This is a genomic window from Streptomyces sp. NPDC024017 (assembly GCF_040638895.1).
GTDB lineage: Bacteria > Actinomycetota > Actinomycetes > Streptomycetales > Streptomycetaceae > Streptomyces.
On record NZ_JBEZYZ010000007.1, the window covers coordinates 343,824 to 367,130 of the forward strand.

The window sequence follows — 23,307 nt, forward strand, 5'->3', positions numbered from 1 at the left end:
ATGCGCGAAGCCGGTGCTTCCGCCGCCGACGTCCGACGGCGGATCGCGGGAGAGATGGCGGACGACGTGCCCTGGGACCGGGTGCTCAATTCCATCTGCACCGAACCCCATCCGCTGGGTGTGGAGACGGCCGCCGCCGCCGCGCACACCAACCTCGGTGACGTGCGCATCTTCCGCGGCACCAAGCGCATCGAGCGCAAGGTCGTCGAGTTGCTGCTCGATCTGCTGGGCAACCCCGGCGGGTCGGGGAGTCTGGTGTCCGGAGGGACCGAGGCGAACCTGATCGCGATGCTCGTGGCCCGTGAGTCGGCACGCGCCCGGGGACGGCTGACCGACCGGCCCGAAGTCGTCGTCAGCAGCACCGTGCACTTCTCCTTCACCAAGGTCTTCGGGCTGCTGGGGCTGACCCCGGTGGTCGTGCCGGTCGACGACACCTTGCGGTTGCCGGCCGGCGAGGTGGCCCGGCGCATCGGCGAGCACACCGTCGCGGTCGTCGCGACCGCGGGCAGCAGCGAGTTCGGTGTGGTCGACGCGGTCGACGAGATCGGACCGGTGGTGGCGGGACGGGGCGTGCACCTGCACGTGGACGCGGCCACCGGCGGCTTCATCATCCCGTTCGCCCGTGAACTCGGCCGCGACCTCCCGCAGTTCGACTTCACCGTCGACGGCGTCGACTCGATCACCATCGACCCGCACAAGTACGGACTGGCCAACGTCCCGGCCGGGGCGATCCTGTTCCGGGGAGCACAGGACGCCGGGCGCTTCGCGGTCGACTCGTTCTTCATCGACACGCCGGTGCACAACACCCTGCTCGGCACCCGCCCCGGCGCCGCAGCCGTGTCGACCTACGCGGTGCTGGAACACCTCGGGCGCGACGGTTTCCGCGACCTCACCCGCACCAACTACGAAGTGACGCAGTACCTGGTGGACGGGCTGCGCGCGGCCGGGCACGAGTTGTTCGCCGAACCGCAGCTCAACATCGTGGTGGTCAAGATGCCGCACGCGGTGCGGATCTCGCAGCTGCTGGAGTCGAGGGGCTGGATCGTCTCCACCTCGAAGCGGTTCGGCGAAACCCTGCGGCTGGTCGTCACCCGGCATGTGACACCGAAGATGCTGGACGAGTTCTTTCCGGAGCTGGAACGGGCCCGTCAGGACGTCGAGGCCGAGGCGGCGCTGCGATGAGCCTCTTCCGTGGCGCCCGGACCCGGCTCGCCGCCCTGCAGATGCGGATCGAGCCCGGGCAGCGGGACGAGAACCTCGCGCGAGCCGCGAAGCTGCTGTCCACCGCGAGAGAACGCGAGGCCGACCTGGCGTGCCTTCCGGCGACCTTCGCCACCGGCCTGAACTTCCCCACGCTGCGCACCGACGCGACCGCCGAGGACGGGCCGGTCGTCGAGTTCCTCGCCGAGCAGGCCCGCACCCTCGGCATGCACATCGCCGCGGGTGTGCTGCTGTCCGCCGGGCGGGACGTCTTCGACGCCGCCGTGCTCGTCGGCCCCGGCGGCGACCCGCTCGGCTGGTACCGCCGCGCCTGCGTGTGGGCGGGCGAGTCCGAGTACCTCTCCACCGGCTCGCCCGGCGAGGTGATCGACACGCCCGTCGGACGGATCGGCCTGCAAGTGAGCTACGACCTGCGGTTCCCCGAGGCGAGCCGGCAGTACCTCGCTCAGGACGCCGACCTCGTCGTCTGCGTGGCGAACCTCTTCGGGCCGTTCTCGCACCCGCTGCGCTCCCTGTGCCGCGCCCGGGCCGCCGACAACGAGTGCGCGCTGGTGTTCGCCAGCGGGGTCGGCGAGAACCGCTTCGCGAACATGACCTACGTCGGCCGCAGCATGATCGTCGACGGTCTGGTGCAGGACGCCCGGGAGGACCCGGAGGCGGACATCCTCGCCGAGGCCGCCCCGGGCAGCCAGGAAGCGGTGATCGACGCGGACGTGCACTGGCGGCAGCGGCGGAAGGTCCGCGCCGGCCTGCCGTTCCACGACGACCTGCGCTCGACCTGGACCACGATCCACGGGGGGCGCGCCTGATGAGGGCAACGCGTATGCAGCCGGAGTCCGGCTGGCTCGGCGACGTGCTCGGGCTCGTCGCCATGGACATGCGGCAGTTCTTCGACAACCGCCTGTTCGCGGTGTCGACGCTGCTGACGTCGGTGTCGATGGTGCTGGCCTTCGGGGCGGCGACCGACCAGATGGTGAGCCCGGCGCCGACGGCCGCCAACTACTTCGGCTTCGTCTTCCCCGGCATCATCGGCGCCGGCATCATGTTCAGCTGCACCTACACCGTCGGCTACACGGTCATCATCGACCGCAACCGCCGGACGATCGAGGACCTGATCCTCTCGCCCCTGTCCTACTCGGGGTTCCTGCTCGCCCGGATCATCGGCGTGGTGCTCAAGTGCCTGTTCCAGTTCGTGCTGGTGCTCCTGCTCGGCGTCGGGGTCTTCGACGCCCGGATCGAGTCGGTGCCGCTGTTCGTGCTGGGCTTCTTCACCGCGTGCACGGCCTTCGCCGGGCTCGGGATCCTCATCGCGACCTACACCAACGAGATCTCCTTCCCGGCGGTCGTGAACATCATCGTCATCCCGCTCATGTACTTCGCCGGGATCTTCTTCCCGCTCGACAACCTCGGGACGCTGGGCGACGTCTTCGCCAGGCTCCCCCTCTCGGTGCACATCGACATCTTCCGCGCCGCCACCTCGCCGGACGTCTCGGCCACCGGGGCGTCGGTGCTGGCGGTGGCCTACTCGTTCCTGGCCCTGTCCATCGCCGCATGGGCCTTCCGCAGGAGGATCGGCCATGGCTGACACCACGAGCACCGCAGCGCCGGTCCTGTCGGTCTCCCGGCTCGACCACCGGGTGAGCCCCGACTTCGCCCTGCACTCCCTCACCTTCTCGGTGGACGCCGGCGAGGGCGTGGCCATCATCGGCACCAACGGCGCCGGCAAGACCACGCTCATCCGGCTCGTCGCCGGGCTGCTGCGCCCGTCCGGCGGCGAGGTGCGCATCTGCGGCACCCCGCCCCGCCGCTGGGGGCAGGTCGGCCGTCACATCGGGTACGTCCAGCAGGCCAAGGACCTCCCGGACGGCGTCAGCGTGGAGACGTACGTCAAGCACCAGCTCAAGCTCCGACGGGCCGACCCGGGCCGGTACGAGGAGCTGATCGCCCTGGCCGAGCTGGAGCAGTACCGCCACCAGTACGTGCGCAGTCTCTCCGGCGGCAGCCAGCGCAAGCTGCACGTCATCTGCGCCGTCGCGCACCGGCCCGACCTGCTGATCCTCGACGAGCCGACGACCGGCCTCGACCCCACGGCGCGCGAGACGCTGCTTGAGCTGCTGGGGAGCTTGAAGAAGGACGGCGTCGGCGTGCTGTTCGCCAGCCATCACCGCGACGAACTGGTCGCGCTGGCCGACTCGGTCGTGGTGCTCCACCAGGGACGGCAGATCCAGGACGCCTCGCTCGACGCCGTCACCCGGTGGGGCGAGCGCTCCAGCCTGATCCTGGAGGCCTTCACCGACGCGCACCTCGCGCGGCTGCACGACTGGGCCGGACAGGAGGTGCAGGCCGGCAGCCTGGTCCGGTCCGTCCGCGCCGTCGACCAGGGCGTGCGGCTCGACCTGTCCGACGGCGACCACCAGGGCACGCTGGCCGAGGTCGTCGCCCGGGCCCACGCCGCCGGCCTCGCACTGCGCTCCGCGTCCTACTTCCAGCCCACTCTGGCGGACGTCGTCCGTTCCATCGTCGACCAAGTCGAACCGGAGGACATCGCATGAGCATCACCACCACGACCACGAGCATGCCGTTCTGGAAGGAGTACCCGGAGCGCGACAGCGAGTGGGTGCGGCAGTACCCGACGAAGCACGTGCCGGTGAACGAGGAGGAGGTGTTCACCCGCAAGCCGATGGGCGTGTACGTCCACATCCCGTTCTGCAACCGGCTCTGCTTCAGCTGCCCGTACATCAAGCACCAGACCGACCGGGACCTGACCCGCACCTACCTGGAAGCGCTGAAGACGGAGATCACCAACTACGCCGAGCGGCCGTACATCCAGGACCACGTCATCACCCTCGGCTACATCGGCGGCGGCACCCCGACCGCACTCACCGCCCCCCAACTCGACGATCTGCTGGGCCACATGTTCAGCAGCCTCAACGTCGAGGAGGGCGCGGACTTCTCCATCGAGACCACCCCGGTCGACATCACCGAGCGCAAGGCCACCGTCCTGCTGGAACGCGGCATACGGCGCATCAGCCTCGGGGTGCAGACCTTCGTGCCGGAGGAACTGAAGAACATCGGCCGCCCGAACGACCCGGAGATGCTCAAGGAGAGCATCCGGCTGCTGCGCCGGTGCGGGTTCGAGAACATCAACATCGACCTGATGCACGGCATCAACGGGCAGACGATGGAGAGCTGGGAGCACAGCCTCGACGTCGCCATCGAACTCGGCGTCACCTGCATCTCGTTCTACACGTACATGGAGTTCGCGCAGATCTCCACCAAGCGCAGGAAACTGCCGCCGGTCCCGGAGAAGGCCGTGGTCGACGACATGTTCCTGTTCGCCGCGGAGAAGCTGTCCAAGAACGGCTTCCTGGGCTACTACGGCGACTGCTTCGCCAAGCCCGGCTACCAGCCGAAGTACGGCGAGACGTCGTGGAGCGAGGACATCCCCATCATCCCGCTCGGCCCCACCGCCACCGGGCACCTGCGCGACCACTGGTACTTCAACGAGCCCGACATCGGCCGCTACATCCAGACGGTGATGGAGGGCCGGCTGCCGATCTCCATGGGCAAGCACATCACCAAGTCGGAGGCGATCCGCCGCTCGATGGTCCTGGGCGTCAAGGCCGGCCGGGTCAACCGGGAGCGGTTCCGCAGGATCCACGGCGTCGACTTCATGGAGATGTTCCGCGCCGAGATCGACGACCTGATCGAGAAGGAACTGATCACCGCCGACGAGAACGGCATCGAGGTGACCGGCCCGAAGGGCTGGTACTACCTGGACAACATCTCCAAGGCGTTCTACTCGCCGGAGTTCCGGCGCTACCCGCAGCACCTGGGAGCGGACATCTCCAACTTCATCTCCAGCCAGCCGATTCCCCTGCAGCTCACCACGCGGCCCAAGGACGAGGAGGCCGGCTGTGACCACCACTGAAGCCCGACTGCTGAACCTGACCGACCGAGTGCCGCAAGCCTCACCGCACGACGACATCGACAAGGTGCGCTTCTACGACCTCGGGATGCGCCGCTCCGCGCTGATGGCGTACAAGCGGCCCAGCGACCGCATCCTGGCACACGTCCGCGAGGGGATGACCGACCTCGTCGAGGTCGGCTTCAACACCGGCCTGCTCTCCCTGCACGTGGCCGGCAAGCTGCCGGACCTGGCCGTGTCCGGGGTGGAGGAGAACCAGAACCTGGTGGACGTCGCCGAGGACAACCTGACGCTGGCCGTGTGGGCGAACAGCGCCGGCGACGTGGAGTTCGAGATGGCCAAGCTGAACCGGCTGCCCTTCCCGGACGACTCCGCGGACATCGTCTTCTCGTTCTCCTCGCTGCACCGCTGGCGCCGGCCGGTCGAGACGCTGAAGGAGTGCGCCCGCATCTGCAAGCCCGACGGCGTCGTGATCATCGAGGACATGAACCGGCACGCCGAGGAGGGGCACATCACCTTCATCCTGCAGTTCGTGAAGGAGGGCGGCGACGAGTTCATGCGCTCGTTGCAGGCCGCCTACACCAGGGACGAGGCCGCCGAACTGCTCCGGGAAGCGGGCCTGGCGGACTGGCAGGTGGTCGAGGAGGACCTCGGCCTGGTGATCTCCTCGCGTCCCCTCGAACCGGTGAGCACGTGATGCCCGGGACGAAGATCGCCGTCGTCCAGATGGAGTCGAAGCTCGGCAAACCGGCCCAGAACCTGCGCCGCGCCGAGCACTACATCGGTGAGGCCGTGGCGCAGGGGGCGGACCTGATCTGCCTGCCCGAGGCGTTCTCCACGTCCGGCAACATCCTCGAGGCCGCGGACGTGTCGGTGCCCATCCCGGGGCCGGAGACCGAATTCCTGTGCGAGCAGGCGAAGCAGGCCGGGGTGCACATCGTGGCCGGCCTGCTGGAGCGCGGCGACGACGGCAAGTACTACAGCACCTCGGTCCTGTGCGGCCCCGAGGGAACGATGCTCGGCCGCTACCGGCGGGTGCACTGCCACGAACTGGAGGCCCGCTACCTCTCCGGCGGATCGGAGTACCCGGTCTTCGACGTCGAGTTCGGGCGCATCGGCCTGATGCAGGGCTACGACATCAACTTCCCGGAGGTCGCACGGGAGTACTGCCGCCGCGGAGTCGACATCATCGTGTGCTCCGCGCTGGTGCCGGAGATGTTCGCCTACGTGGCGAACATGCGCCTGCCGGTCAGGGCGGTGGACGCCGAGTGCATCGTCGCCTTCGCGTCCGGCATCGGCACCAACCTGTACGCCGGATTCGGCTACATGGGACGCAGCCAGATCCTGGCGGATCCGCTGTTCCTGGAAGCCGAACGCTTCGACTTCGTCGACGGCGACGAACGGATGGTGGACCTCGGCAAAGAGCCCGGAGTCGGCGTCGTCGAGGTCGACCTGGACCGTATGCGCCGCTACCGCACCAAGGCCACCCTGAGCGGCGACCTGAAGCCGGCGACGTACTGGCAGTCCTGACGAGAGTGAAGGCCCATGCGCGTACTGCTCATCTCCACCAACAAGATCCGGGTGCCGCGGCCGGCGCTGCCCATCGGCATGGCCTACATCAGCGCCGCGCTCAAGCACGCCGGACACCAGGTCGACGTCCTGGACCTGCTCTGGGAGTCCCGGGAGCTCAAGGCGGTCCGGGAGAAGCTGACCACCGAGACGTACGACGTGGTCGGCATCGCCGTGCGCAACCTGGACAACCTGACGTTCATCGACCCGGTCTTCTTCGGCCCGATGACCGAGAAGATCGTCCAGTGCGTCCGCAAGTACACCAGCGCCACGGTCGTCCTCGGCGGCTCCGGCTTCTCCGTCGAGCCGCTGTCGTTCTTCGAGTACGCCCAGCCGGACTACGGCATCGCGGGTGAGGGCGAGGCCGGCATCGTCCAGCTGCTGGACTACCTCGAGTCCGGGGGGCGGCTGCAGTCGATCTCGGGACTCTGCTACCTCGACGAGAACGGCAAGTTCTGCCACAACCAGTCGAGCCAGGCGTTCGACCTGGGCGCGCTGGAACCCGACCGGTCCGTGTACGACCCCCGGTACTTCGAGGAGGGCGTCTCGGCGGCCTCCGACCTCACCCGCGATCACCAGCCGGCCATCGAGACCCTGCAGACCAAGCGGGGCTGCAAGCTGTTCTGCTCCTACTGCATCATCCGCAAGACCGAGGGCAAGGGCGACCGGTTCAAGGAACCGGCGGAGGTCGTCGGCGAGATCCAGCGGGCGATGGCGGAGAACCCGGCCGTTCGGGAGTTCGAGATCGTCGACGCGACCTTCAACTACCCGATGGAGTACGCGGCCGAGGTGTGCGAGGAGATGATCCGCGCCAAGCTCGACGTGCCCTGGTACTGCCAGTTGACGCCGAACGCGGTCACGCCGGAGTTCGTCAAGCTGCTGCACGCGGCCGGCTGCATCCGGGTGGACCTCGGTACCGACGCGCTCACCGACGAGGCCCTGGCGGACCTGATGAAGGGCTTCGACATGGCGCGGGTCCTGGAGATCGACCGCCTGTTCACGGCCAGCCCGATCGAGCACACCCACTGCATCTTCCTCGGCGGGCCGGGGGAGACCCCGCAGGCACTGAGGGAGTCGATCCGCTTCACCGAGCGGTTCCTGAATCCGGCGCAGATCTACGCCAACCTCGGCATCCGGATCCTCAGCGGCACCAAACTGCAGCGCCAGGCCGTCAAGGCCGGGATCCTGCGGGAGGGCCAGGGCACGTTCGTCCCCGCCTTCTACGTGGAGCCGGCGATCCTCGCCGACCGGGACACGCTCGACTTCGTCCGCGACGCCTACCTGAGCCACAAGAACTGGTACCTGTGGTGGGGCCTGGGCGGGCAGAACCTGACGGACCGTTCGAGGGACACCATCCAGGCCGTGGCCGACATGCACCAGGAGTACGAGTACGTCATGCAAGGCAAGCCCCGGCTGGAACGGGCACCGAAGCCGGTGACGACCCAGCCGCTCAAACTCACGATCGGTACCCCGTGATCAATGTTCCAGCCGCCGCCGACGAACTGGCGAAGACGCTTGCGGCCAGGGCCGACCCGGACTTCGCGGTGCGCATGCAGCGGTACTTCCCGCACGAGATCCGGGCCCTCGGGGTCGGCAACGCCGCGGTCGTGGAGATCGCCACCGACTACTTCCGTGAGCGGCGGGACACTCCCGCGGCGGCGCGGCTGCTCCTGGCGGAGGAGGTGCTGACGCGCGCCGCGTACCACGAGGAAGTGCTGCTGGGCTTCGCGGTCCTGCACAAGGTCGCCAGGACCGGGCTCGGCGGCGAGCTGCTGGACCGCTGCGAGCACTGGCTGGAGACGTACGTGTCCAACTGGGCGCAGTGCGACGACATGTGCCTGAAGCTGCTGTACCCGTTCTTCCTCGGGCACCTGGAACTGATCCCGCGGACCCGGCGGTGGGTCGGATCGGCCTCCCCGTGGGCCAGGCGCGCCGCGAACGTGGCCGTCGTGAAGTTCGTGCGGCGCAAGGTGGGGCGCACGGTCTTCGAACTGCCGACGGCGCACGTCTTCGACAACTGCGTCCGCCTGATGCACGACGAGGACGTCTACGTGCAGAAGGGCTCGGGCTGGCTGCTCAAGGTCACCGCCGAGGCCCATCCCGACGAGGTGGCGGAGTTCCTGCGCACCTGGCACACCGAGATGCCCCGCGACACGTTCCGGTACGCGGTGGAGAAGATGGACCCGCGGCTGCGGCGGTCCTTGATGGAACTGGGACAGGGGTGACGTCATGAACGCGACCGGCCGCTACGTCCACCGGCGCGGCATCCACTGCGAGTCGGCCTGCCAATGCGCTGTCCTCGCGGCCGGTGGATACGAGGCGGACGAGGAGATCGTGTTCGGGCTGGACGGGGGTTTCGGATTCTCGTTCTTCCCGGCGAACGGCAATGCGCCGGACATCGTCGTCGGCAAGCAGGCGATCATGCCGCTCAGGGCGTCGCGGCTGATGGGCGTCGAGGTCGAAACGCACACGCCGAAGTCCGGGGCGGGCCTGGCCAAGCTGCTGGAGTCGGCGCCGGCCGTCATGACCCGGGTGGACCTCGGCCTGCTTCCGTACTGGGGTCTGGAAGGGCGCTCCTCCTTCGGCGGGTACTTCGTCAACGTGGTCCGCCCTCTGGGGGCCGACACGTTCGAGGTGTCGGATCCGGCGTTCGACGAACCCGTCTCCGTGACTGCGGCCGAGCTGCAGGCGGCCCGGTCCAGCCGCAACTCGCCGCCGCTCAACCCGGACTGGAAGGTGTACGTCTTCGGCGCGCCGCGGCGCACTCCGCAGCTGGACCGCGTCGGTCCGGTGGCCGTGCGCACCCTGTGCCGCGAGGTCCTCAAGCCGGGCAGCCGCAATCTCGGCGTCCCCGGCCTGAAGCTGCTGGCCACGACGGCGCCGTCCTGGCCGCAGTCCAAGCACGGCGAGGTCGAGGACGTCGACCTGACCGGCCGCGTGATACGCACCGACGCCCTGGCGCGTCAACTGCTGCATCTGGGACGGCAGATCGAGTCCTTCGGCACCGGCGGAGGGCTGTTCCGCCCGATGATCGGCCGCTACCTGAACAGGGTCGCCGACAGCACCGGCGAGGCACGCTACGCCGAGGCGGCCGGGCGGTTCCTCGACAGCGGCCGGCTGTGGTCGAACCTGGGATCCGCACTGCTGACAGCGGGGGCCGTCACCGCGCGGGGCGATCTCAAAGCGCTCGTGGACGCCGTGGCGGACACCGCACGGTCCGCGATGGACGTCGAGAAGCGGGCGCTGACCGCGCTCACCCCTCTGTAGACGCGAGGTCGAGAGATGCCCACCGAGGACGAGACCGTACTGCTCCAGGGGCCCCGGCACTGGAACGAGCACGCCCGCCGGCGCCGGGAGCAGGGCCCCTTCCGGCCGGACCTGCGCAAGGCGGTGCTGCACGGCGCCGACCTGCAGGGCGCCGAACTCGCCGACGCGGACTTCACCGACGCGGTGCTGACCGAGTCGTACCTGATCTCCGCGGACCTGAGGGGCGCGAACCTGGAAGGCGCCGACCTGTGCGAGGCGTACCTCATCCTCGCCGAGCTGAACGGCTGCCGTCTCGTGGGCGCGAACCTCGACGGCGCGGACCTCAGCGGTGCCGATCTGACCGGCGCGGTCCTCGACCCGGGCTTCCGGCGGACTGCCGTGATCTCGGACTACCTCACGATCTGGCCATAGCGAAAGGAGCTCCTCATGATCGTTCTGGGCTACAACGGGTTCGGCAAGTCTGCGGAAATCTTCGGACGCCTCTTTCGCGCCACCGGCATCGACCGTCACCTGCTGTACGGCCATGACTCCTCCGCCGCCCTCGTCATCGACGGGAAACTGGTCGCCGCCGTCGAGGAGGAACGGCTCAACCGGGAGAAGAAGACATCGAGCTTCCCGGTCAACGCCATGCGCTGGTGCCTGGATTCGGCCGGGATATCCTTCGACGACGTCGACACCTTCGCCTTCTCCTGGCAGTTCTCCCAGGACGTGCTGAACAAGATGATCGCCGAGATCACCGAAGACCCGGCGGCGTCCGTCGAGCAGAAGTTCGCGCGCTTGCAGCGTCTGGCGGAGACCCATGCGGCGATGTTCAGCGAGGCCGCGACCCAAGCCGACTTCCTCGAACACACCGGCCACCGGCTGAACCCGGAGAAGCTGGTCCGGGTCCCGCACCACATCGCGCATCTGATGACGGGATACCACCTGTCGGGCGGCGGGGACGCGGCATTCCTGGTCAGCGACGGTCGCGCCGAATGGCTGTCGTCGATCATGGGTGAGGTGCGCGACGGCGAGGTGAAGATCTTCGACGACATGACCATCGACTCGCGGCACTCACTGGCGATGCTCTTCTCCGTGGTGACGCGCTACCTCGGATTCGTCCCGAACAACGACGAGTACAAGGTGATGGGGTTGGCCGGGTATGGCGCCCCGCCCGAGCCGAACCCGTTCCTGGAGCACGTGGTCGAGGTGTGCCCCGACGGCACCTACAGGATTCCCTATCCGGCGAACGCCGTACCCGCCTACTACGAACTCTTCGATCGCATCTTCGGCGGAGACGAGCAATGCCGCGAGGAGTTCGACTACCGGGTACGCGTGGCCAGTGCCGCACAGCACATGCTCGAGACGGTGACCGCCGGCCAGATCCGCACGCTGGAGGCCCGGAGCGACCTCCCACGCGTGATCTTCGAGGGCGGGCTCGCCCTGAACTGCGTCAACAACAGCAAGCTGCTGGAGCGTTCGCGCTTCACCGAGATGGATGTCAGCTTCGGCGCCAGCGATGTCGGGGTGGCCATCGGGGCGGCTCTGTTCGCCGCCGGGCAGGCCGGCACCCCGCCCCGGATCAGCACGTCACCGTACCTGGGGCCGAGCTACGACGGGCACGAGATCCAGGCGGCCCTCCAGCAGTACGCCGACCGGGTCGTCTGGCGGGAACTGGACCCCGCGGACGTGGCGCGGGAGGCCGCGACCCTGATGCGGGAGCGATGCGTCATCGGGTGGTTCCAGGGGCGTATGGAGTACGGGCCGCGCGCCTTGGGCAACCGCAGCATCCTGGCCAACCCGAGGTTCCCCGACATCAAGGACATCATCAACGAACGCATCAAGCACCGCGAGCAGTTCCGGCCCTTCGCCCCCGTGGTCCTGGAGCACCTCGCACCCGAGGTCTTCGAACTCGGCAAGAAGACGTCCTCGCCCTACATGACCTTTGTGGTTCCGGTGCGGCCCGAGTACCAGGACAAGATCCAGGGCGCCTGCCACGTCGACGCCACCTCACGGATCCAGACGGTCACCGAGCAGAGCAATCCGCTGCTCGCCCAGCTGCTGCGTGAGTTCACCGGGCTGACGGGCATTCCCTGCCTGATCAACACTTCGTTCAACGTCGCCGGAGAACCCATCGTCTGCTCGCCCGCGGATGCTCTGTCCTGCTTCCTCAAAACGGAGATGGATCATCTGTTCCTCGGCAACTTCCTGGTGTCCCGAATGTGAGTGGGGGAACGCCTTCCTGATCTTGGCGTCCGCAATCGAACTTCAGAAGGTTGCGCTACGCTCTACGCGATGGAAGGGAGACGTGAACAGGTGTCGCTTTTAGAAGCAGAACCGTACGTCGGTAAACATTGCGAGTCGACCACACTCGTGAATCTGTTGCGGCAGCGAGAGGTCGACTTGTCGGAGCCGCTCATCTTCGGGCTCGCCGGTGGCCTGTCGTTCATCTACTGGCGGACGAAGCAGATGCCGACGCCGTTCGTCGGTGGCCGTATCAAGCCCGACACGCTGTCGGACAATCTTGCGAATGCGCTGAACTTGCGGCTGTCCGTTCACGAGACGTCATCGGCGAAGCGGGCGAGGGATCATCTGCTGGCCGAGCTTGATTCCGGAACCGTTGTCGGACTCAAGCTCGACCGCTACTTCCTCGACTACTCCACCGACGACTTCCGGTTCGCCGCCCACTACGTCGCCTGTGTCGGGTACGACGACGACCGTTTCGCTCTGGTCGAGACGCAGCCGCTGGGCCTGCAGTGGGCCTCCGGTGAATCCCTCGCAACCGCCCGAAACGCCCGGGGACCGATGAGTTCGCGTAACCGCGCCTTCACCATCGACCTCCCGAAGGGCGGCCTCCCCGATCTGGGGAAAGCAGCCCGCAAAGGCATCAAAACGGCGGCGGAGAACTTTCTGAATCCGCCGATTTCCAACTTCGGGTACAAGGGCATGCACAAAGTCGCCGACCTGATGCCGCAGTGGCTCGACGACCTGGAGTCGCCCGCCGACAGCCTGCCCGAGATCTGCACGATCATGGAGGATGCGGGAACCGGCGGGGGCCTGTTCCGCAAGATGTGGGCGGAGTTCCTGGCGGAGACCGCCGAAATCACCGGTATCGGCGAATTCCAAAAGGCCTCGGACGCGTACCGCGAGTTGTCGCAGAAGTGGACCGAGGTGGCCGGACTTCTGAAAGAGGCGGGAGCCTCGTCGTCCCGGGAATCCCTCCACAGCGCGTCAAAGATCGTTCATGAGGCCGCCGAGAAGGAGCAGCGCCTGATGCAACGCCTCATGGAACTGTCGAGCTGACGAGTTCGGCAGTTAGCTCGCCTGACGGGAGCGGGGACTCGCGCGGGGTGTCCCCCCCCCGCCCCCGAGAGCTCCTCGCCTCGTGGAGGCCTTCGCGGCGGCGGCCGGACTTCGACGCCCGGACCGTCGCGCTGCCTATGATCGGCCCATGACGGCATGGAGTCGGTGTCTGGACGCCGCCGGGATCGGTGAGTCTGAGCTGCGCAGCGCGTACGGCGCCCAGAGGAAAGCGGTACGGCGGCACCGCCGCTCTTCCTACATCGCGGCTCGCGTCCTGCTGCCGGCCGCGCTGCAGCCTCACGCGCTGGCCGCCACCGCGTTCATGGACCACGGGGACAACGTCCTCGACACCGGCCCGAAGGCGCAGCGGGCCACGGCGTGGGGGGATTGGGAACAGCGGGTGCGCAAGGCACTGGAGACCGGGCGCGGCGACGACCCGCTGATTCTCGCGCTGCTGGCCACGACGCAGCGGTGTCCGCGGCTCCGCGAGGCGGTGGAGGAGTATCTGGTCACGGCCGAGGCCGAGCTCGAGTTCGCCGGATTCACCACCGAAGCCGATTATCAGGCCTATCTGGATGCCTACTCGGTACCCGCCTTCATGCTGGTCGGCACCCTGTTCGCGCCGGAGACCGGCCACGACCGGTACCGCTCGGCGTGCCGGACCCTCATCGAGGGCAGCCAGCGGCTCGACTTCGTCAACGATCTCGCCGAGGACCTGCGGGAAGGACGGCTGGGCATCCGCACCGAGAGCATGGAACGCTTCTCGGTAACCGTGGAGGACCTCCGGGCCGGTCACGAACCGCCGGGCCTGGCGGACCTGGTGAGCCGGGAAGTGCGGACGGCGCGCACGGCACTGCACTCGGCGAGAGAGGTGGCGGCCCTGGCGACGGCCCCTGGCCGCGCGCTGCTGGGGGCCATCGTCGACATCGAGCTGCTCACCGCGGATGCGGTCCTCGCACGCGGCCCCCGACTGCTGGACGGCCCGGCGTCACCGCCCCTCGCGGCCACCGTACGAACACTGCTGAGCGCCCGCCGCGCGGCGTGAGAGCGGTGGAGGCTTAATGGCCGAGTCAAGGGCCTATGCGGGGCCGCTGGCGCTGTCGGCGTCCTGATCGGCGGCCTCTTCGAGCAGGTCCATGGCGCGGTTGTGGAAGCGGCGCTCGGCGTCGCGGCATGGGGCGTTGAAGAAGGCTCGTTGGGCTTCGGCAAGATCGCAGTTCAGCAGGCCCATGGTCACGAATACGGCTTCCACTCCGTGACATCCGTTGTCCTTGAGGAACTGTTGGAGTGCGTCCGTGTCGCCGGTGGCCTCCCAGACGGGCCGGGCGGTTTCCTGCATGGCAGCGATGCGTGCTGTTCGTTCTGCGTCGAAGCCCACGGGGGTCCGCCTTTCTGGTTTGGCCCGCAGGCTATCGCCGGGTAGGCGGGGTGCGCGGCCTGTTCAAGCGGGTTGAGCGATGGGTGGGTGGAGGGTGAAGAGTCTGTCGTCACGCAAGAGCGCCCACAGGACATCGACATGTCGGCGGGCGAGGGCGATGACGGCCTGGACGTGCTTGCAGCCCTCGGCTCGCTTCTTCATGTAGTAGTCGCGGTTGGGGCCTTCGCGGATGATGCTGCTGGGCGGAGAGGTAGAAGACGCGGCGGAGGCGTCGGGTAGCGCTTGGGGCGGTGGAGGTTGCCGGTGCGGCGTCCGGAGTCGCGTGGAACGGGCACGAGGCTGGCGGCTGAGGCGAGGTGGCCTGCCACCGGCGTAGGTGCTCAGGTTTCCGGCTGCGACGAGGAACTCGGCTCCCAGGATGGGGCCCATGCCCGGCAGGGACTCGATGATGTGGGCCTGGGGATGGGTGCGGAAGGTCTGCCGGATCTGCTGGTCGAAAACGCTGTCCCGGAATGGCGGACCACTCTGGACGCCCTCCTTGAGCTGCCCGAGATCGGCGGCCCGGTCGGGTACTCCGGAGGGTGGACCGCGCTCGGGATTCGGCTCGCGGTGGTCGAGCCGCGCATCGCGGCCGCAGGCTTCTTCGCCGGGGGATACGTGCCCCGCGCCCAGCGTGAGGAGGCCCGGCAGGTCACCATTCCGCTGCTGTTCCTGCTGCAGTGGGACGACGAAGGGAACCCCCGGCAACGGGCCCTGGACCTGTTCGACGCTTTCGGCAGCGAGGAGAAGACGCTGCACGCCAATCTGGGAGGGCACACCGGCACCCCGTGGTTCGAGCTGGAGGACGGGTGCCGGTTCTTGGACCGACACCTGAAGTGAGACCGGGCCGTCCGGCGGGCAGCAGGCGGTGGGCGGTGGGGTGATCACCCACATTCGGCTGCGTGGGGTATGGGGTGCGAGCCGCGTGCGCCTGGCTCTGGTGAGAGAACCTCTGGGCTTGCTCAAGGAGAGATTGAAGTCGCCAGGGCGCAGGGCATGGTCCGGACAACCGGTGCGCCTGGCCCGGCGGAGGGGGAAGCGATCGTGACTGCTTTGGTCGTGGTGGCCGTCGCCGTGCTGGCGATGGCGGTGCTGTGTAGCTGGCTCGTGCGTCGGGCTTGGCGGCGTGCCTGGGACGATCTGGGCCGGCAGGCGTCCGGGTACGGCCGGGGGAGTGGGCAGGTGTACGGGGCGTGGCCGGCGAGCAGCGCTACGGGTGCGGCATCGGCGACGGGAGACGCCGGCACCGCGTCCAGCGGCTCGTCCTGGTACGCCGCGGGTGACGCCTGCGACAGCTCGTCGTCCGGTTCTTCCTGTGGCAGTTCTTCTTCCTGCTCCGGCAGCAGTTCGTCGTCCTGCGGCAGCTCGTCGTCCTGCAGCAGCAGTTCGTCGTCCTGCGGCAGTTCCTGTTGATGGCTGCAAGTTGAAGCACTCACGGCATGATGCCCTGAGTGGACTCGATGAATGGCATGCCGGACAGGCCCCGAACCCGCTGGGGAGTATTCACTCAACGGGATTTCCGACTGCTCTGGACAGGCGAGACCGTGAGCGGTCTGGGCAACAGCATGACCGTGGTCGCGTTGCCGCTGATCGCTGTTCAGGTGCTGGATGCCGGCTCCACCGCTGTCGGTCTGCTCGCCGCGGCTGTGTGGTTGCCCTGGCTGCTGCTGGGCCTCCCGGCGGGCGCTTGGGTGGACAGGGTACGCAAACGGCCCCTGATGATCGCGTGTGATCTGGTGACCGCCGTGGCGCTGGTGAGCATTCCGCTGGCGGCGTGGCTCGACGCGCTCACCTTCCGGCATCTAGTGGTCGTCGCGTTGATGTGCGGTATTGCGGCGGTGTGTTTCAACACCGCCTACCACTCGTACATCCGGATCGTCCTCGACGGCCGCGACCTCCTGGAGGGCAACGCCAAACTGCAGGGCAGCGAGGCCGCCACCCAGGTCGCTGGGCCGGGGGCGGCGGGGCTGCTCGCCCAGACGTTCGGCGCGGTCACCGCGCTCGCGGCGGACGCGGTGACGTTCCTGGTCTCCGCGGTCTGCCTGAAGCGGATCGGAGTGGTCGAGCCTGCCCGCGCTCCTGACGGCGAAGGCGTCTCCCTCCGACGGCAGGTCATCGAAGGACTCCGGTTCGTCGGCCGGGACCGGTACCTGCGGCCGATGGTCACCTGGGGTGCCGTGATCAACATGGCGCTGATGGGGTATCAGGCGGTCCAAGTCGTTTTCCTGGTCCGCACCGTCGGGCTGAGCCCGGCCATGGTCGGGCTGCTGCTGACCAGCGGCAGCTCCGGTGGCATCGTGGGCGCCCTGGTGGCCACGAGGTTCAGCCGGCGGTTCGGCACCGCTCGCGGTCTCCTGCTCCTCCAGATCGCCACCGCGCCGTGCGTGCTGCTCCTGCCGATGACCACGGCGGGGCCGGGGCTGCTGCTGTTCGCGATGGGAGCCTTCCTCGTCGGGATCGGCATTTCCGTGGCCAACATCGTGGTCGGCAGCTTTCGGCAGACCTACTGCCCGCCGCACATGCTCGGGCGGGTCGTGGCGACGGCCATGATGATCAACCACAGCACCATCCCCCTCGGATCGTTGCTCGGCGGCGTGCTCGGCGACGCCGTCGGATACCGTCCGGCCATGTGGATCATGACGGGTGTCGTTGCGCCCTCCTGGCTGATCCTCGCCCTGAGCCCGATGCGCGGCGAGCGCGACCTCCCGCAAACCCACGAACCAGAACAGGCACACGCCAAGGACTGAAATCGGCGCCCACCTGGCTATCTGGCCGACCACAGTGAACAGCACTGGAGGCGCGCGCCGTTCGAGGATCTCGTCGCCGACGTGCTGCCGGTGGGCAGGATGACAGGCATGGCCATGTCTCCCGCCACACGTCAGCTCTGCGACGCCACCTTTTCGCATGACGAGGCTGCGAGCGCCCTGTCACTCCTTGATCTCTATGCGGGCCCGGAGTGTGAACGCGTGCATCAGGCTGCGGTCCGGCTGAGCGGAGGACGGCTCGGCAGACTTCGAAAGTGGCTCGATGAGGCAAAACGCAACCCGGAGACCGTCCTGTGGTTTGGCGAACCGCCTTCCGACGTCTCCGCGGACACACACGCCTTCGGAGTGGACTTCATCAACGCCTTCCTGGACAAGCACCCTGATACACCAGCGGGCTCTGGTTGATCAAGGTTTCCGCAGCTCAGCGGACACGTAGGCGTCCTTCGGGATGCGTTCGCGGAGGTGTCACGCTTCCGGTCAGAGTTGTACGCGTGTCTGACCGCGCGGGGCGACGCGCTGATGGACCGTCGGCTCGCGAGAGGATGCCCCGGCCAGGCGTCATGGCCTCGTCCCTTGCGCTGGATCCCTGGCGCAATGAGGCCGGCTTCGTGGCCTCAGCGACTGGAGACACCGATACCACCTCAGGCGTTCGCCTCCCTGCTTGACGCGTGCATCACTCGCGCGCGGCTGCCTGACGAGATGATTCACCTTCCTCTATGCGTCCACCGGGCAGTTCCCAGCCCTGGCGGAATCGATCGAAGACCATGAGGACACGGTCGGCGTGCCAGATGGCGACCAACGCCGTCGGCAGCGGCGCGTCAAGCGGTGGCGCGTCTTCGGTCCCGCGTGCGAAGGAGACCAAGTCATGGCCGCGACCGTCGGCTGCGAGGGGTGGATCTTTGGATTGGGGCACGTCGCAATGATTCCCAGGGCATCCCGGAAAAGTCCGATCCGCTCGTGACGGATGAACAGCCGCGAAGCGGGCGGGGGAGTTGCGGAACACCGCCCCCTGCGGGCACCCATGCCGACCAGCGCGGTGAGCGGGCGGCGGCCGAGGAGCGGGCCGCCCCCGCGTCCTGGGCGAGGTGAAGGGTGACGTTCATGGCCCCGATCTCATGCCCCGCCCGCGTCAGTTCTCCACGTGCGGGCTGGTGAGGGCGGCACCGAAGTACCCCTTCATTCCGCGTACGGCGATGCCGGAGCTCTTGCCGCACAGGTTGACCGAGCCGTTCAGGAGGGGGCCGGATGCCGAGCCGCGGGCGACCCAGAGGCAGCCGTCGGAGTTCTCGGTGGGGGCGCCGACGACCGTCTCGGCTTTGCCGTCCTTGTTGAGGTCGGCGAGGTGGACGGCAGCGCCGAACCCGTCGCCGGCCTCCGCGGTGCCGGGGACACCCGCGGTGTTCTGCGTGTAGCCGGCCGCCTTGGCCGTCGTAAGGCCGGAGGCGGAGCCGCGCAGAAGGACAGCGGTGCCTGCCGAGTCGAGCGACCCGACGGCCTCCTCGGGGGAGCCGACCAGGACGTCGGCGTACCCGTCGGCGTCGACATCGCCGACGCTCAGGGACTGGCCGAACCAGTCGCCCCACTCCGCGGTGCCGGGGACGCCTGCCGTGTCCTGGTGGAAGACCTTCGGCTTCTGCCCGGCGGTGATGCCCTGGGCGCCGCCGTAGAGGACCTGGATCTCGCCGCCGCGGCGGGCCGCGGGGGTGGGTGCGTTGAAGTGGGAGTCGTCGCCCGCGATGCCGGTGACGAGGTCGCCGTAACCATCGCCGTTGATGTCGCCGATCTGCCCCGCGTGGCCGTCGGCGTACGGCAGCTCGATGCCCCGGTTGACGAGCGGGTCCTCGGATTCGGGGGCGCCCGCGTCGAGGGTCACCGGTCCGCGGATGTCGCCGTCGGTGGGACCGGCCAGGTAGAAGCGCTCGGCCCTGCCGTCGCCGTTGACATCGCCCATGACCACGCCACGGGCGTTCTCCCGCCACTCGAGGTAGCGGGCGGCGGCCTGGCCGGCGCGGGTGAAGGGGCCGCTGTAGGAGGCGATGGTGCAACCCGAGCCGATGCCGATCTCCGGGGCGCCGTCGCCATTCATGTCGCCGGTGGCGATGGACATGCCGAACCGGCAGTAGGTCCTGCCCTCGCCGTACCCGGCCGGAGGGGCGATGTTCGCGCCGCCCTTCAGGCCGTTCGGCCCGCCCCACACCACGGTCACCGAGCCCCGCGACTCGACACCGTCGACGTCCTCGCCCGGAGCACCGACGAGCAGGTCGGCGTAACCGTCCCGGTCCACGTCCGCGCTCGCCACCGTCCTGCCGAAGCGGTCGGACTCCTCGGCGGTGCCGGGGATCCCTGTGGTTGCCTGAGTGATGACCGTGCCGCGGGTGGTGCTCACCGAGGACGCGGAGCCGTAGAGCACGACGACCGAACCGGCCTCCTCCACCGTGCCGTTGGCGGCACCCGGAGCCCCGACTGCCAGGTCGCGGTACCCGTCACCGTTGAAGTCGTCCTGCAAGGTCGCCGTGTTGGCGCCCTTGTAAGGTGCGGCGGCGGACGATGTCACCGGCGTGAGGGTGACGGCGACGGACGTGGTGAGCACGGCGGCCGCCGTGACTGCTCTACGCAACGGAACTCCTTGTACGCGAACAACGGATGTCCCAATGACACGCGAGCCGTACGAAAGGTTGTACGTTCGGCCACGCCCAGTACCTCAGCGCGTTCACCCGCTGCTTCGGCAGCCAAGGACCTTGCGGACGTAGGGCGTACGAGGTCAGAGCCCGGGTCGTCTGTACGGGGCCGGGGTGTCCCCGAGAACCAATGCGGTCACAGCACTAGCGAGCTCCCACGAGGAACAGGGCTGCCCGGGCGCCGGTCGTTTTACGCCGGACTGGATGGGGGGTCCGGCTGTCAGTCGGCGAGCCCGGCGCTGACGATCGCCGTCATCGGGGAAACAAAGCAGGCCACCTGCGAAAGGGCTGGGGAAAGAGCAGTTCAGTGAAAGCCGACACGAAAGTGTCCGCCAACCGGTTGATCTCCGAGGCGGGCCGAAGATCCGCCGCCAGGGGCGCTGGAACGATGCGCCCCATGACATCCAAAACGGGCACGGGGAGTTCGACAAAGGCAGGCCTCGTCCTGTTGACACTCGCGGCCGGGCAATTCCTCATGGCGCTCGACAGTTCTGTCATGAACGTTTCGATCGCGACGGTGGCGGACGACGTCGGCACAACGGTGACCGGGATCCAGGGTGCGATCACGGCCTACACCCTCGTGATGGCGATGTTCATGATCCCTGGCGGCAAGGTCGGCGTGATCATCGGCCGCAAGCGCGCGTTCCTGATCGGCTGCTGCATCTACGGATGCGGATCCATGACGACGGCCCTCGCCCCGAACCTGCCCGTTCTCCTGCTCGGCTGGTCGTTCCTCGAAGGCGTCGGGGCGGCGCTCATCCTGCCCGCCATCGTGGCGCTCGTCGCCGGCAACTTCACCGCGGAACGCCGCCCCGCAGCCTACGGACTCGTCGCGGCCGCAGGAGCCGTGGCGATCGCGGTAGGGCCGATCATCGGAGGTATCGCAACGACGTACTTCTCCTGGCGCTGGGTCTTCGCCGGCGAAGTCGTGATCGTGCTCGGCATCCTGGTGCTCGCCCGCCGCATCACCGACGCGCCGACCGGCCAACGCCGCCCCCTCGATCTCGTCGGCGCGGCGCTCTCCGCCCTCGGGATCGGGATCTTCGTGTACGGCGTACTGCGCTCGGACGAATGGGGCTGGTTCAAGCCGAAGCCCGACGCACCCTCCTGGCTGGGAATTTCGCTGGTCGTGTGGCTGATGCTGGCGGGTCTGCTCCTGATCTGGCTCTTCCTGCGCTGGGAGGCCCGTGTGGTGGAGCAGCGCAAGGAGCCCCTCGTGGACCCGGCGCTCCTGCGGAACCGGCAGCTCACCGGCGGCCTGACCATGTTCTTCTTCCAGTACCTCGTGCAGATGGGCGTGTTCTTCGTCGTACCGCTCTACCTCTCGGTCGCGCTCGGCCTGTCCGCGCTCACGACCGGGGCGCGCATCCTGCCGCTCTCGCTGACCCTGCTCGCCGCGGCAATCCTGATCCCGCGTCTTCTCCCGGACGTCTCACCGCGGCGCGTGGTCCGGCTCGGGATCCTTGCGTTGCTCGCGGGTGCGGTGGTCCTGATGGCCGCGCTCGACGCAGACGCCGGTGCGGAAATCGTCACCATCCCCCTTCTGCTGATCGGGTTCGGCATGGGCGCGCTGGCCTCCCAGCTCGGGTCCGTCACGGTGTCCGCAGTGCCTGACAAGCAGAGCGCGGAGGTCGGCGGCATCCAGAACGCGGTCACCAACCTCGGGGCCTCGATCGGTACGGCACTCGCCGGGTCGATCCTTATCGCCGCGCTGACGGCCTCGTTCCTGAGCAGCGTCGAGCAGAACGAGGCGATCCCGGCCGACGTCAAGAGCCAGGCGACCATCGAACTCCAAAGCGGCGTCCCCTTCCTGTCGGACGCTCAGCTCAAGGACGCCCTCGACGATGCGGGCACGAGCAAGGAGGTCACCCAGGCCGCGCTCGACGCGAATGAGGAGGCGAGGCTCGACGGCCTGCGCGCCGCACTCGCCATCCTCGCTCTGGCCAGCCTCCTCGCGATGTTCTTCACCCAACGGATCCCGACCACCCAGCCCGGCTCCGCGGAACCGTAGCCGGTGCGTACAGGCCCCAGAGGCGGTCAACTGCCGGCGCCGTCACCTCGTCCGCGATCCACGGTCCCCGAGTGCGGAAACGCCGACCGTGACTGCCTCGACGAATCCGGTGGCCCCGTGGGTCGCAGGTACCGGGGAGGAGCGCCCGAATCGTCGTCCTGGACACCGCCCACGTCAGGGCTAAAAGGGGGGGCGAACATACAGGTCCGAGCCCCGTGGACCGGGGCAAGCCGGGTTCCAAGATGCACGTTCTGTCGGACGCCAACGGGCTGCCCTCCTCGTCGGCGTCTCCGCCGGCAACACCCACGACAGCGAAGGGCTGAATCCCATGGTCGAGGGTCACCAAACGAGACACGACCCCCAACGCGGCCGCCACTTCAAGCCCCAGCGCCTCCACACGGACAAAGCCTACGACCGCGCCGACCTGCGGAAATGGTTACGTGGCAAACGCATCGGAGTACGGATCGCGCGCAAAGGCATCGAGTCCAGCGAACGATTGGGCCGCCGCCGCTGGGTCATCGAGCGGACGATGTCCTGGCTGTCCGGCTACCGGCGCTCGAGACCTCGCTACGAGCGCGATCCCCGCAACTACCTGGCCTTACTCGGCCTCGCCGCCGCCCTCTGCTGCTGCAAACGACTCATCCGCCTCACCGCGTAGGACACGGACTTATGAAGCGGATCTCGGCGGGCTATCGGCCGCCTGTGCTGGTCGGATCCAGAGTCGGAGCACGCCGTCGTGCTTCAAAGCCATTCCGGGAGCTCAGCATGTTGAGTTTCCGTCATTCCGAATAGGGCACCCTGAGCTTGGCCCAGGACTTTGCTCCCGGCCAGCCGTCCGCGTCCGCACCCTGGTACCCGAGCTTCCGCTGCCACCTGGCGTAGGAGTCACGGTGGTGCGTCGTCCACCGACGTCCACTCAGAGGGTGGGCCGAGGGTGGGCCGGCCGGACCAAATTCGGTGCATCCCTCTTCGGCCAGGCGCATCGCCATCATCCTGATGATCGGGCTACTCGGCTCGTTTTTGAACCACTCGGAACCTGGAAAGGGAACGTAGCCGTCTTCTGTACTCATGCTGGCATGTTAGGTGTATCCACCGTTGTCAGCATGTTCACGCCTTTGCGACTAGGTAAGTTCATGCGATTGGCGGATGTCTGGTGATCGTTACCGCGG

At 68.1% G+C, this 23,307-nt stretch carries 22 protein-coding genes and 3 pseudogenes; 19 read left to right on the top strand and 6 right to left on the bottom strand.

The window, feature by feature from the left end:
- The 14 genes from mfnA (at position 1) to AB0G20_RS21200 (ending at position 14,312) form a co-directional block, all read left to right on the top strand.
- Complete coding sequence (gene mfnA / locus AB0G20_RS21135) at positions 1 to 1,182, top strand: tyrosine decarboxylase MfnA (protein ID WP_361304688.1); 1,182 nt, start codon at positions 1 to 3, stop codon at positions 1,180 to 1,182.
- Positions 1,179 to 2,030, top strand: coding sequence for a carbon-nitrogen hydrolase family protein (locus AB0G20_RS21140; RefSeq protein ID WP_361304691.1), 852 nt, complete (start codon positions 1,179 to 1,181; stop codon positions 2,028 to 2,030). The genes mfnA and AB0G20_RS21140 overlap by 4 nt, the downstream gene beginning before the upstream one ends.
- Complete coding sequence (locus AB0G20_RS21145) at positions 2,030 to 2,806, top strand: ABC transporter permease (RefSeq protein WP_361304694.1); 777 nt, start codon at positions 2,030 to 2,032, stop codon at positions 2,804 to 2,806. Before AB0G20_RS21140 ends, AB0G20_RS21145 begins: the two co-directional genes overlap by 1 nt.
- Positions 2,799 to 3,773, top strand: a complete 975-nt coding sequence (locus AB0G20_RS21150) for an ABC transporter ATP-binding protein (protein ID WP_361304697.1) — start codon at positions 2,799 to 2,801, stop codon at positions 3,771 to 3,773. Before AB0G20_RS21145 ends, AB0G20_RS21150 begins: the two co-directional genes overlap by 8 nt.
- Positions 3,770 to 5,152 carry a coproporphyrinogen-III oxidase family protein gene (locus AB0G20_RS21155; RefSeq protein ID WP_361304700.1) on the top strand — a complete coding sequence of 461 codons (1,383 nt, stop codon included), beginning with the start codon at positions 3,770 to 3,772 and terminating at the stop codon, positions 5,150 to 5,152. Before AB0G20_RS21150 ends, AB0G20_RS21155 begins: the two co-directional genes overlap by 4 nt.
- Positions 5,139 to 5,846, top strand: a complete 708-nt coding sequence (locus AB0G20_RS21160) for a class I SAM-dependent methyltransferase (RefSeq protein ID WP_361304703.1) — start codon at positions 5,139 to 5,141, stop codon at positions 5,844 to 5,846. Before AB0G20_RS21155 ends, AB0G20_RS21160 begins: the two co-directional genes overlap by 14 nt.
- Complete coding sequence (locus AB0G20_RS21165; RefSeq protein WP_361304706.1) at positions 5,846 to 6,679, top strand: carbon-nitrogen hydrolase family protein; 834 nt, start codon at positions 5,846 to 5,848, stop codon at positions 6,677 to 6,679. The genes AB0G20_RS21160 and AB0G20_RS21165 overlap by 1 nt, the downstream gene beginning before the upstream one ends.
- Before the next feature lie 15 nt (positions 6,680 to 6,694).
- The gene (locus AB0G20_RS21170) at positions 6,695 to 8,194 is read left to right on the top strand and encodes a radical SAM protein (protein ID WP_361304709.1); all 1,500 of its coding nucleotides are present in this window, start codon (positions 6,695 to 6,697) and stop codon (positions 8,192 to 8,194) included.
- Positions 8,191 to 8,943, top strand: coding sequence for a DNA alkylation repair protein (locus tag AB0G20_RS21175; RefSeq protein ID WP_361304712.1), 753 nt, complete (start codon positions 8,191 to 8,193; stop codon positions 8,941 to 8,943). The genes AB0G20_RS21170 and AB0G20_RS21175 overlap by 4 nt, the downstream gene beginning before the upstream one ends.
- A 4-nt stretch (positions 8,944 to 8,947) precedes the next feature.
- The gene (locus tag AB0G20_RS21180) at positions 8,948 to 9,985 is read left to right on the top strand and encodes a DUF4872 domain-containing protein (protein ID WP_361304715.1); all 1,038 of its coding nucleotides are present in this window, start codon (positions 8,948 to 8,950) and stop codon (positions 9,983 to 9,985) included.
- Between the two features lie 15 nt (positions 9,986 to 10,000).
- Entirely contained in the window at positions 10,001 to 10,396 is a 396-nt protein-coding gene (locus tag AB0G20_RS21185; protein WP_361304718.1) for a pentapeptide repeat-containing protein, read from the top strand.
- Positions 10,397 to 10,411: 15 nt separating this feature from the next.
- On the top strand, positions 10,412 to 12,190 hold the full coding sequence (locus tag AB0G20_RS21190) for a carbamoyltransferase C-terminal domain-containing protein (protein ID WP_361304721.1): 1,779 nt from the start codon (positions 10,412 to 10,414) through the stop codon (positions 12,188 to 12,190).
- A 69-nt stretch (positions 12,191 to 12,259) separates the two neighbouring features.
- On the top strand, positions 12,260 to 13,267 hold the full coding sequence (locus tag AB0G20_RS21195) for a BtrH N-terminal domain-containing protein (protein ID WP_361304724.1): 1,008 nt from the start codon (positions 12,260 to 12,262) through the stop codon (positions 13,265 to 13,267).
- 148 nt (positions 13,268 to 13,415) lie between these two features.
- The gene (locus AB0G20_RS21200) at positions 13,416 to 14,312 is read left to right on the top strand and encodes a squalene/phytoene synthase family protein (protein WP_361304727.1); all 897 of its coding nucleotides are present in this window, start codon (positions 13,416 to 13,418) and stop codon (positions 14,310 to 14,312) included.
- Positions 14,313 to 14,345: 33 nt separating this feature from the next.
- On the opposite strand, the gene AB0G20_RS21205 is transcribed toward AB0G20_RS21200, so the two are convergent.
- Positions 14,346 to 14,645 (bottom strand): hypothetical protein, encoded by a 300-nt coding sequence (locus AB0G20_RS21205; protein ID WP_361304730.1) that lies wholly within the window; start codon positions 14,643 to 14,645, stop codon positions 14,346 to 14,348.
- Between the two features lie 63 nt (positions 14,646 to 14,708).
- Positions 14,709 to 15,140 (bottom strand): annotated as a pseudogene (locus AB0G20_RS21210) (transposase); the annotation flags it as partial.
- On the opposite strand from AB0G20_RS21210, the pseudogene AB0G20_RS21215 reads away from it, so the two are divergent.
- Positions 15,135 to 15,524 (top strand): annotated as a pseudogene (locus AB0G20_RS21215) (alpha/beta hydrolase); the annotation flags it as partial. The pseudogenes AB0G20_RS21210 and AB0G20_RS21215 overlap by 6 nt on opposite strands.
- Before the next feature lie 122 nt (positions 15,525 to 15,646).
- Here AB0G20_RS21215 and AB0G20_RS21220 read toward each other — a convergent pair.
- Positions 15,647 to 16,120: a hypothetical protein gene (locus AB0G20_RS21220; RefSeq protein WP_361304733.1), complete on the bottom strand. Its 474-nt coding sequence runs from the start codon at positions 16,118 to 16,120 to the stop codon at positions 15,647 to 15,649.
- A 24-nt stretch (positions 16,121 to 16,144) separates the two neighbouring features.
- Between AB0G20_RS21220 and AB0G20_RS21225 the strand changes: the two genes are divergently transcribed.
- Together AB0G20_RS21225 and AB0G20_RS21230 are read left to right on the top strand one after the other, a co-directional pair.
- On the top strand, positions 16,145 to 17,431 hold the full coding sequence (locus AB0G20_RS21225; RefSeq protein ID WP_361305048.1) for an MFS transporter: 1,287 nt from the start codon (positions 16,145 to 16,147) through the stop codon (positions 17,429 to 17,431).
- A gap of 108 nt (positions 17,432 to 17,539) precedes the next feature.
- Complete coding sequence (locus tag AB0G20_RS21230; protein ID WP_361304736.1) at positions 17,540 to 17,854, top strand: hypothetical protein; 315 nt, start codon at positions 17,540 to 17,542, stop codon at positions 17,852 to 17,854.
- Positions 17,855 to 18,122: 268 nt separating this feature from the next.
- Here the strand turns inward: AB0G20_RS21230 and AB0G20_RS21235 are convergent, their stop codons facing one another.
- Together AB0G20_RS21235 and AB0G20_RS21240 are read right to left on the bottom strand one after the other, a co-directional pair.
- Positions 18,123 to 18,452: an NUDIX hydrolase gene (locus AB0G20_RS21235; protein ID WP_361304739.1), complete on the bottom strand. Its 330-nt coding sequence runs from the start codon at positions 18,450 to 18,452 to the stop codon at positions 18,123 to 18,125.
- 126 nt (positions 18,453 to 18,578) lie between these two features.
- The gene (locus tag AB0G20_RS21240) at positions 18,579 to 20,066 is read right to left on the bottom strand and encodes a hypothetical protein (protein ID WP_361304742.1); all 1,488 of its coding nucleotides are present in this window, start codon (positions 20,064 to 20,066) and stop codon (positions 18,579 to 18,581) included.
- Between the two features lie 458 nt (positions 20,067 to 20,524).
- On the opposite strand from AB0G20_RS21240, the gene AB0G20_RS21245 reads away from it, so the two are divergent.
- The gene (locus tag AB0G20_RS21245) at positions 20,525 to 22,138 is read left to right on the top strand and encodes an MFS transporter (RefSeq protein WP_361304746.1); all 1,614 of its coding nucleotides are present in this window, start codon (positions 20,525 to 20,527) and stop codon (positions 22,136 to 22,138) included.
- 152 nt (positions 22,139 to 22,290) lie between these two features.
- Positions 22,291 to 22,796, top strand: a pseudogene (locus AB0G20_RS21250) (IS5 family transposase); the annotation flags it as partial.
- Positions 22,797 to 22,917: 121 nt separating this feature from the next.
- On the opposite strand, the gene AB0G20_RS21255 reads toward AB0G20_RS21250, so the two are convergent.
- Positions 22,918 to 23,208: a peptidoglycan-binding protein gene (locus AB0G20_RS21255; RefSeq protein ID WP_361304749.1), complete on the bottom strand. Its 291-nt coding sequence runs from the start codon at positions 23,206 to 23,208 to the stop codon at positions 22,918 to 22,920.
- Positions 23,209 to 23,307 lie beyond the last annotated feature (99 nt).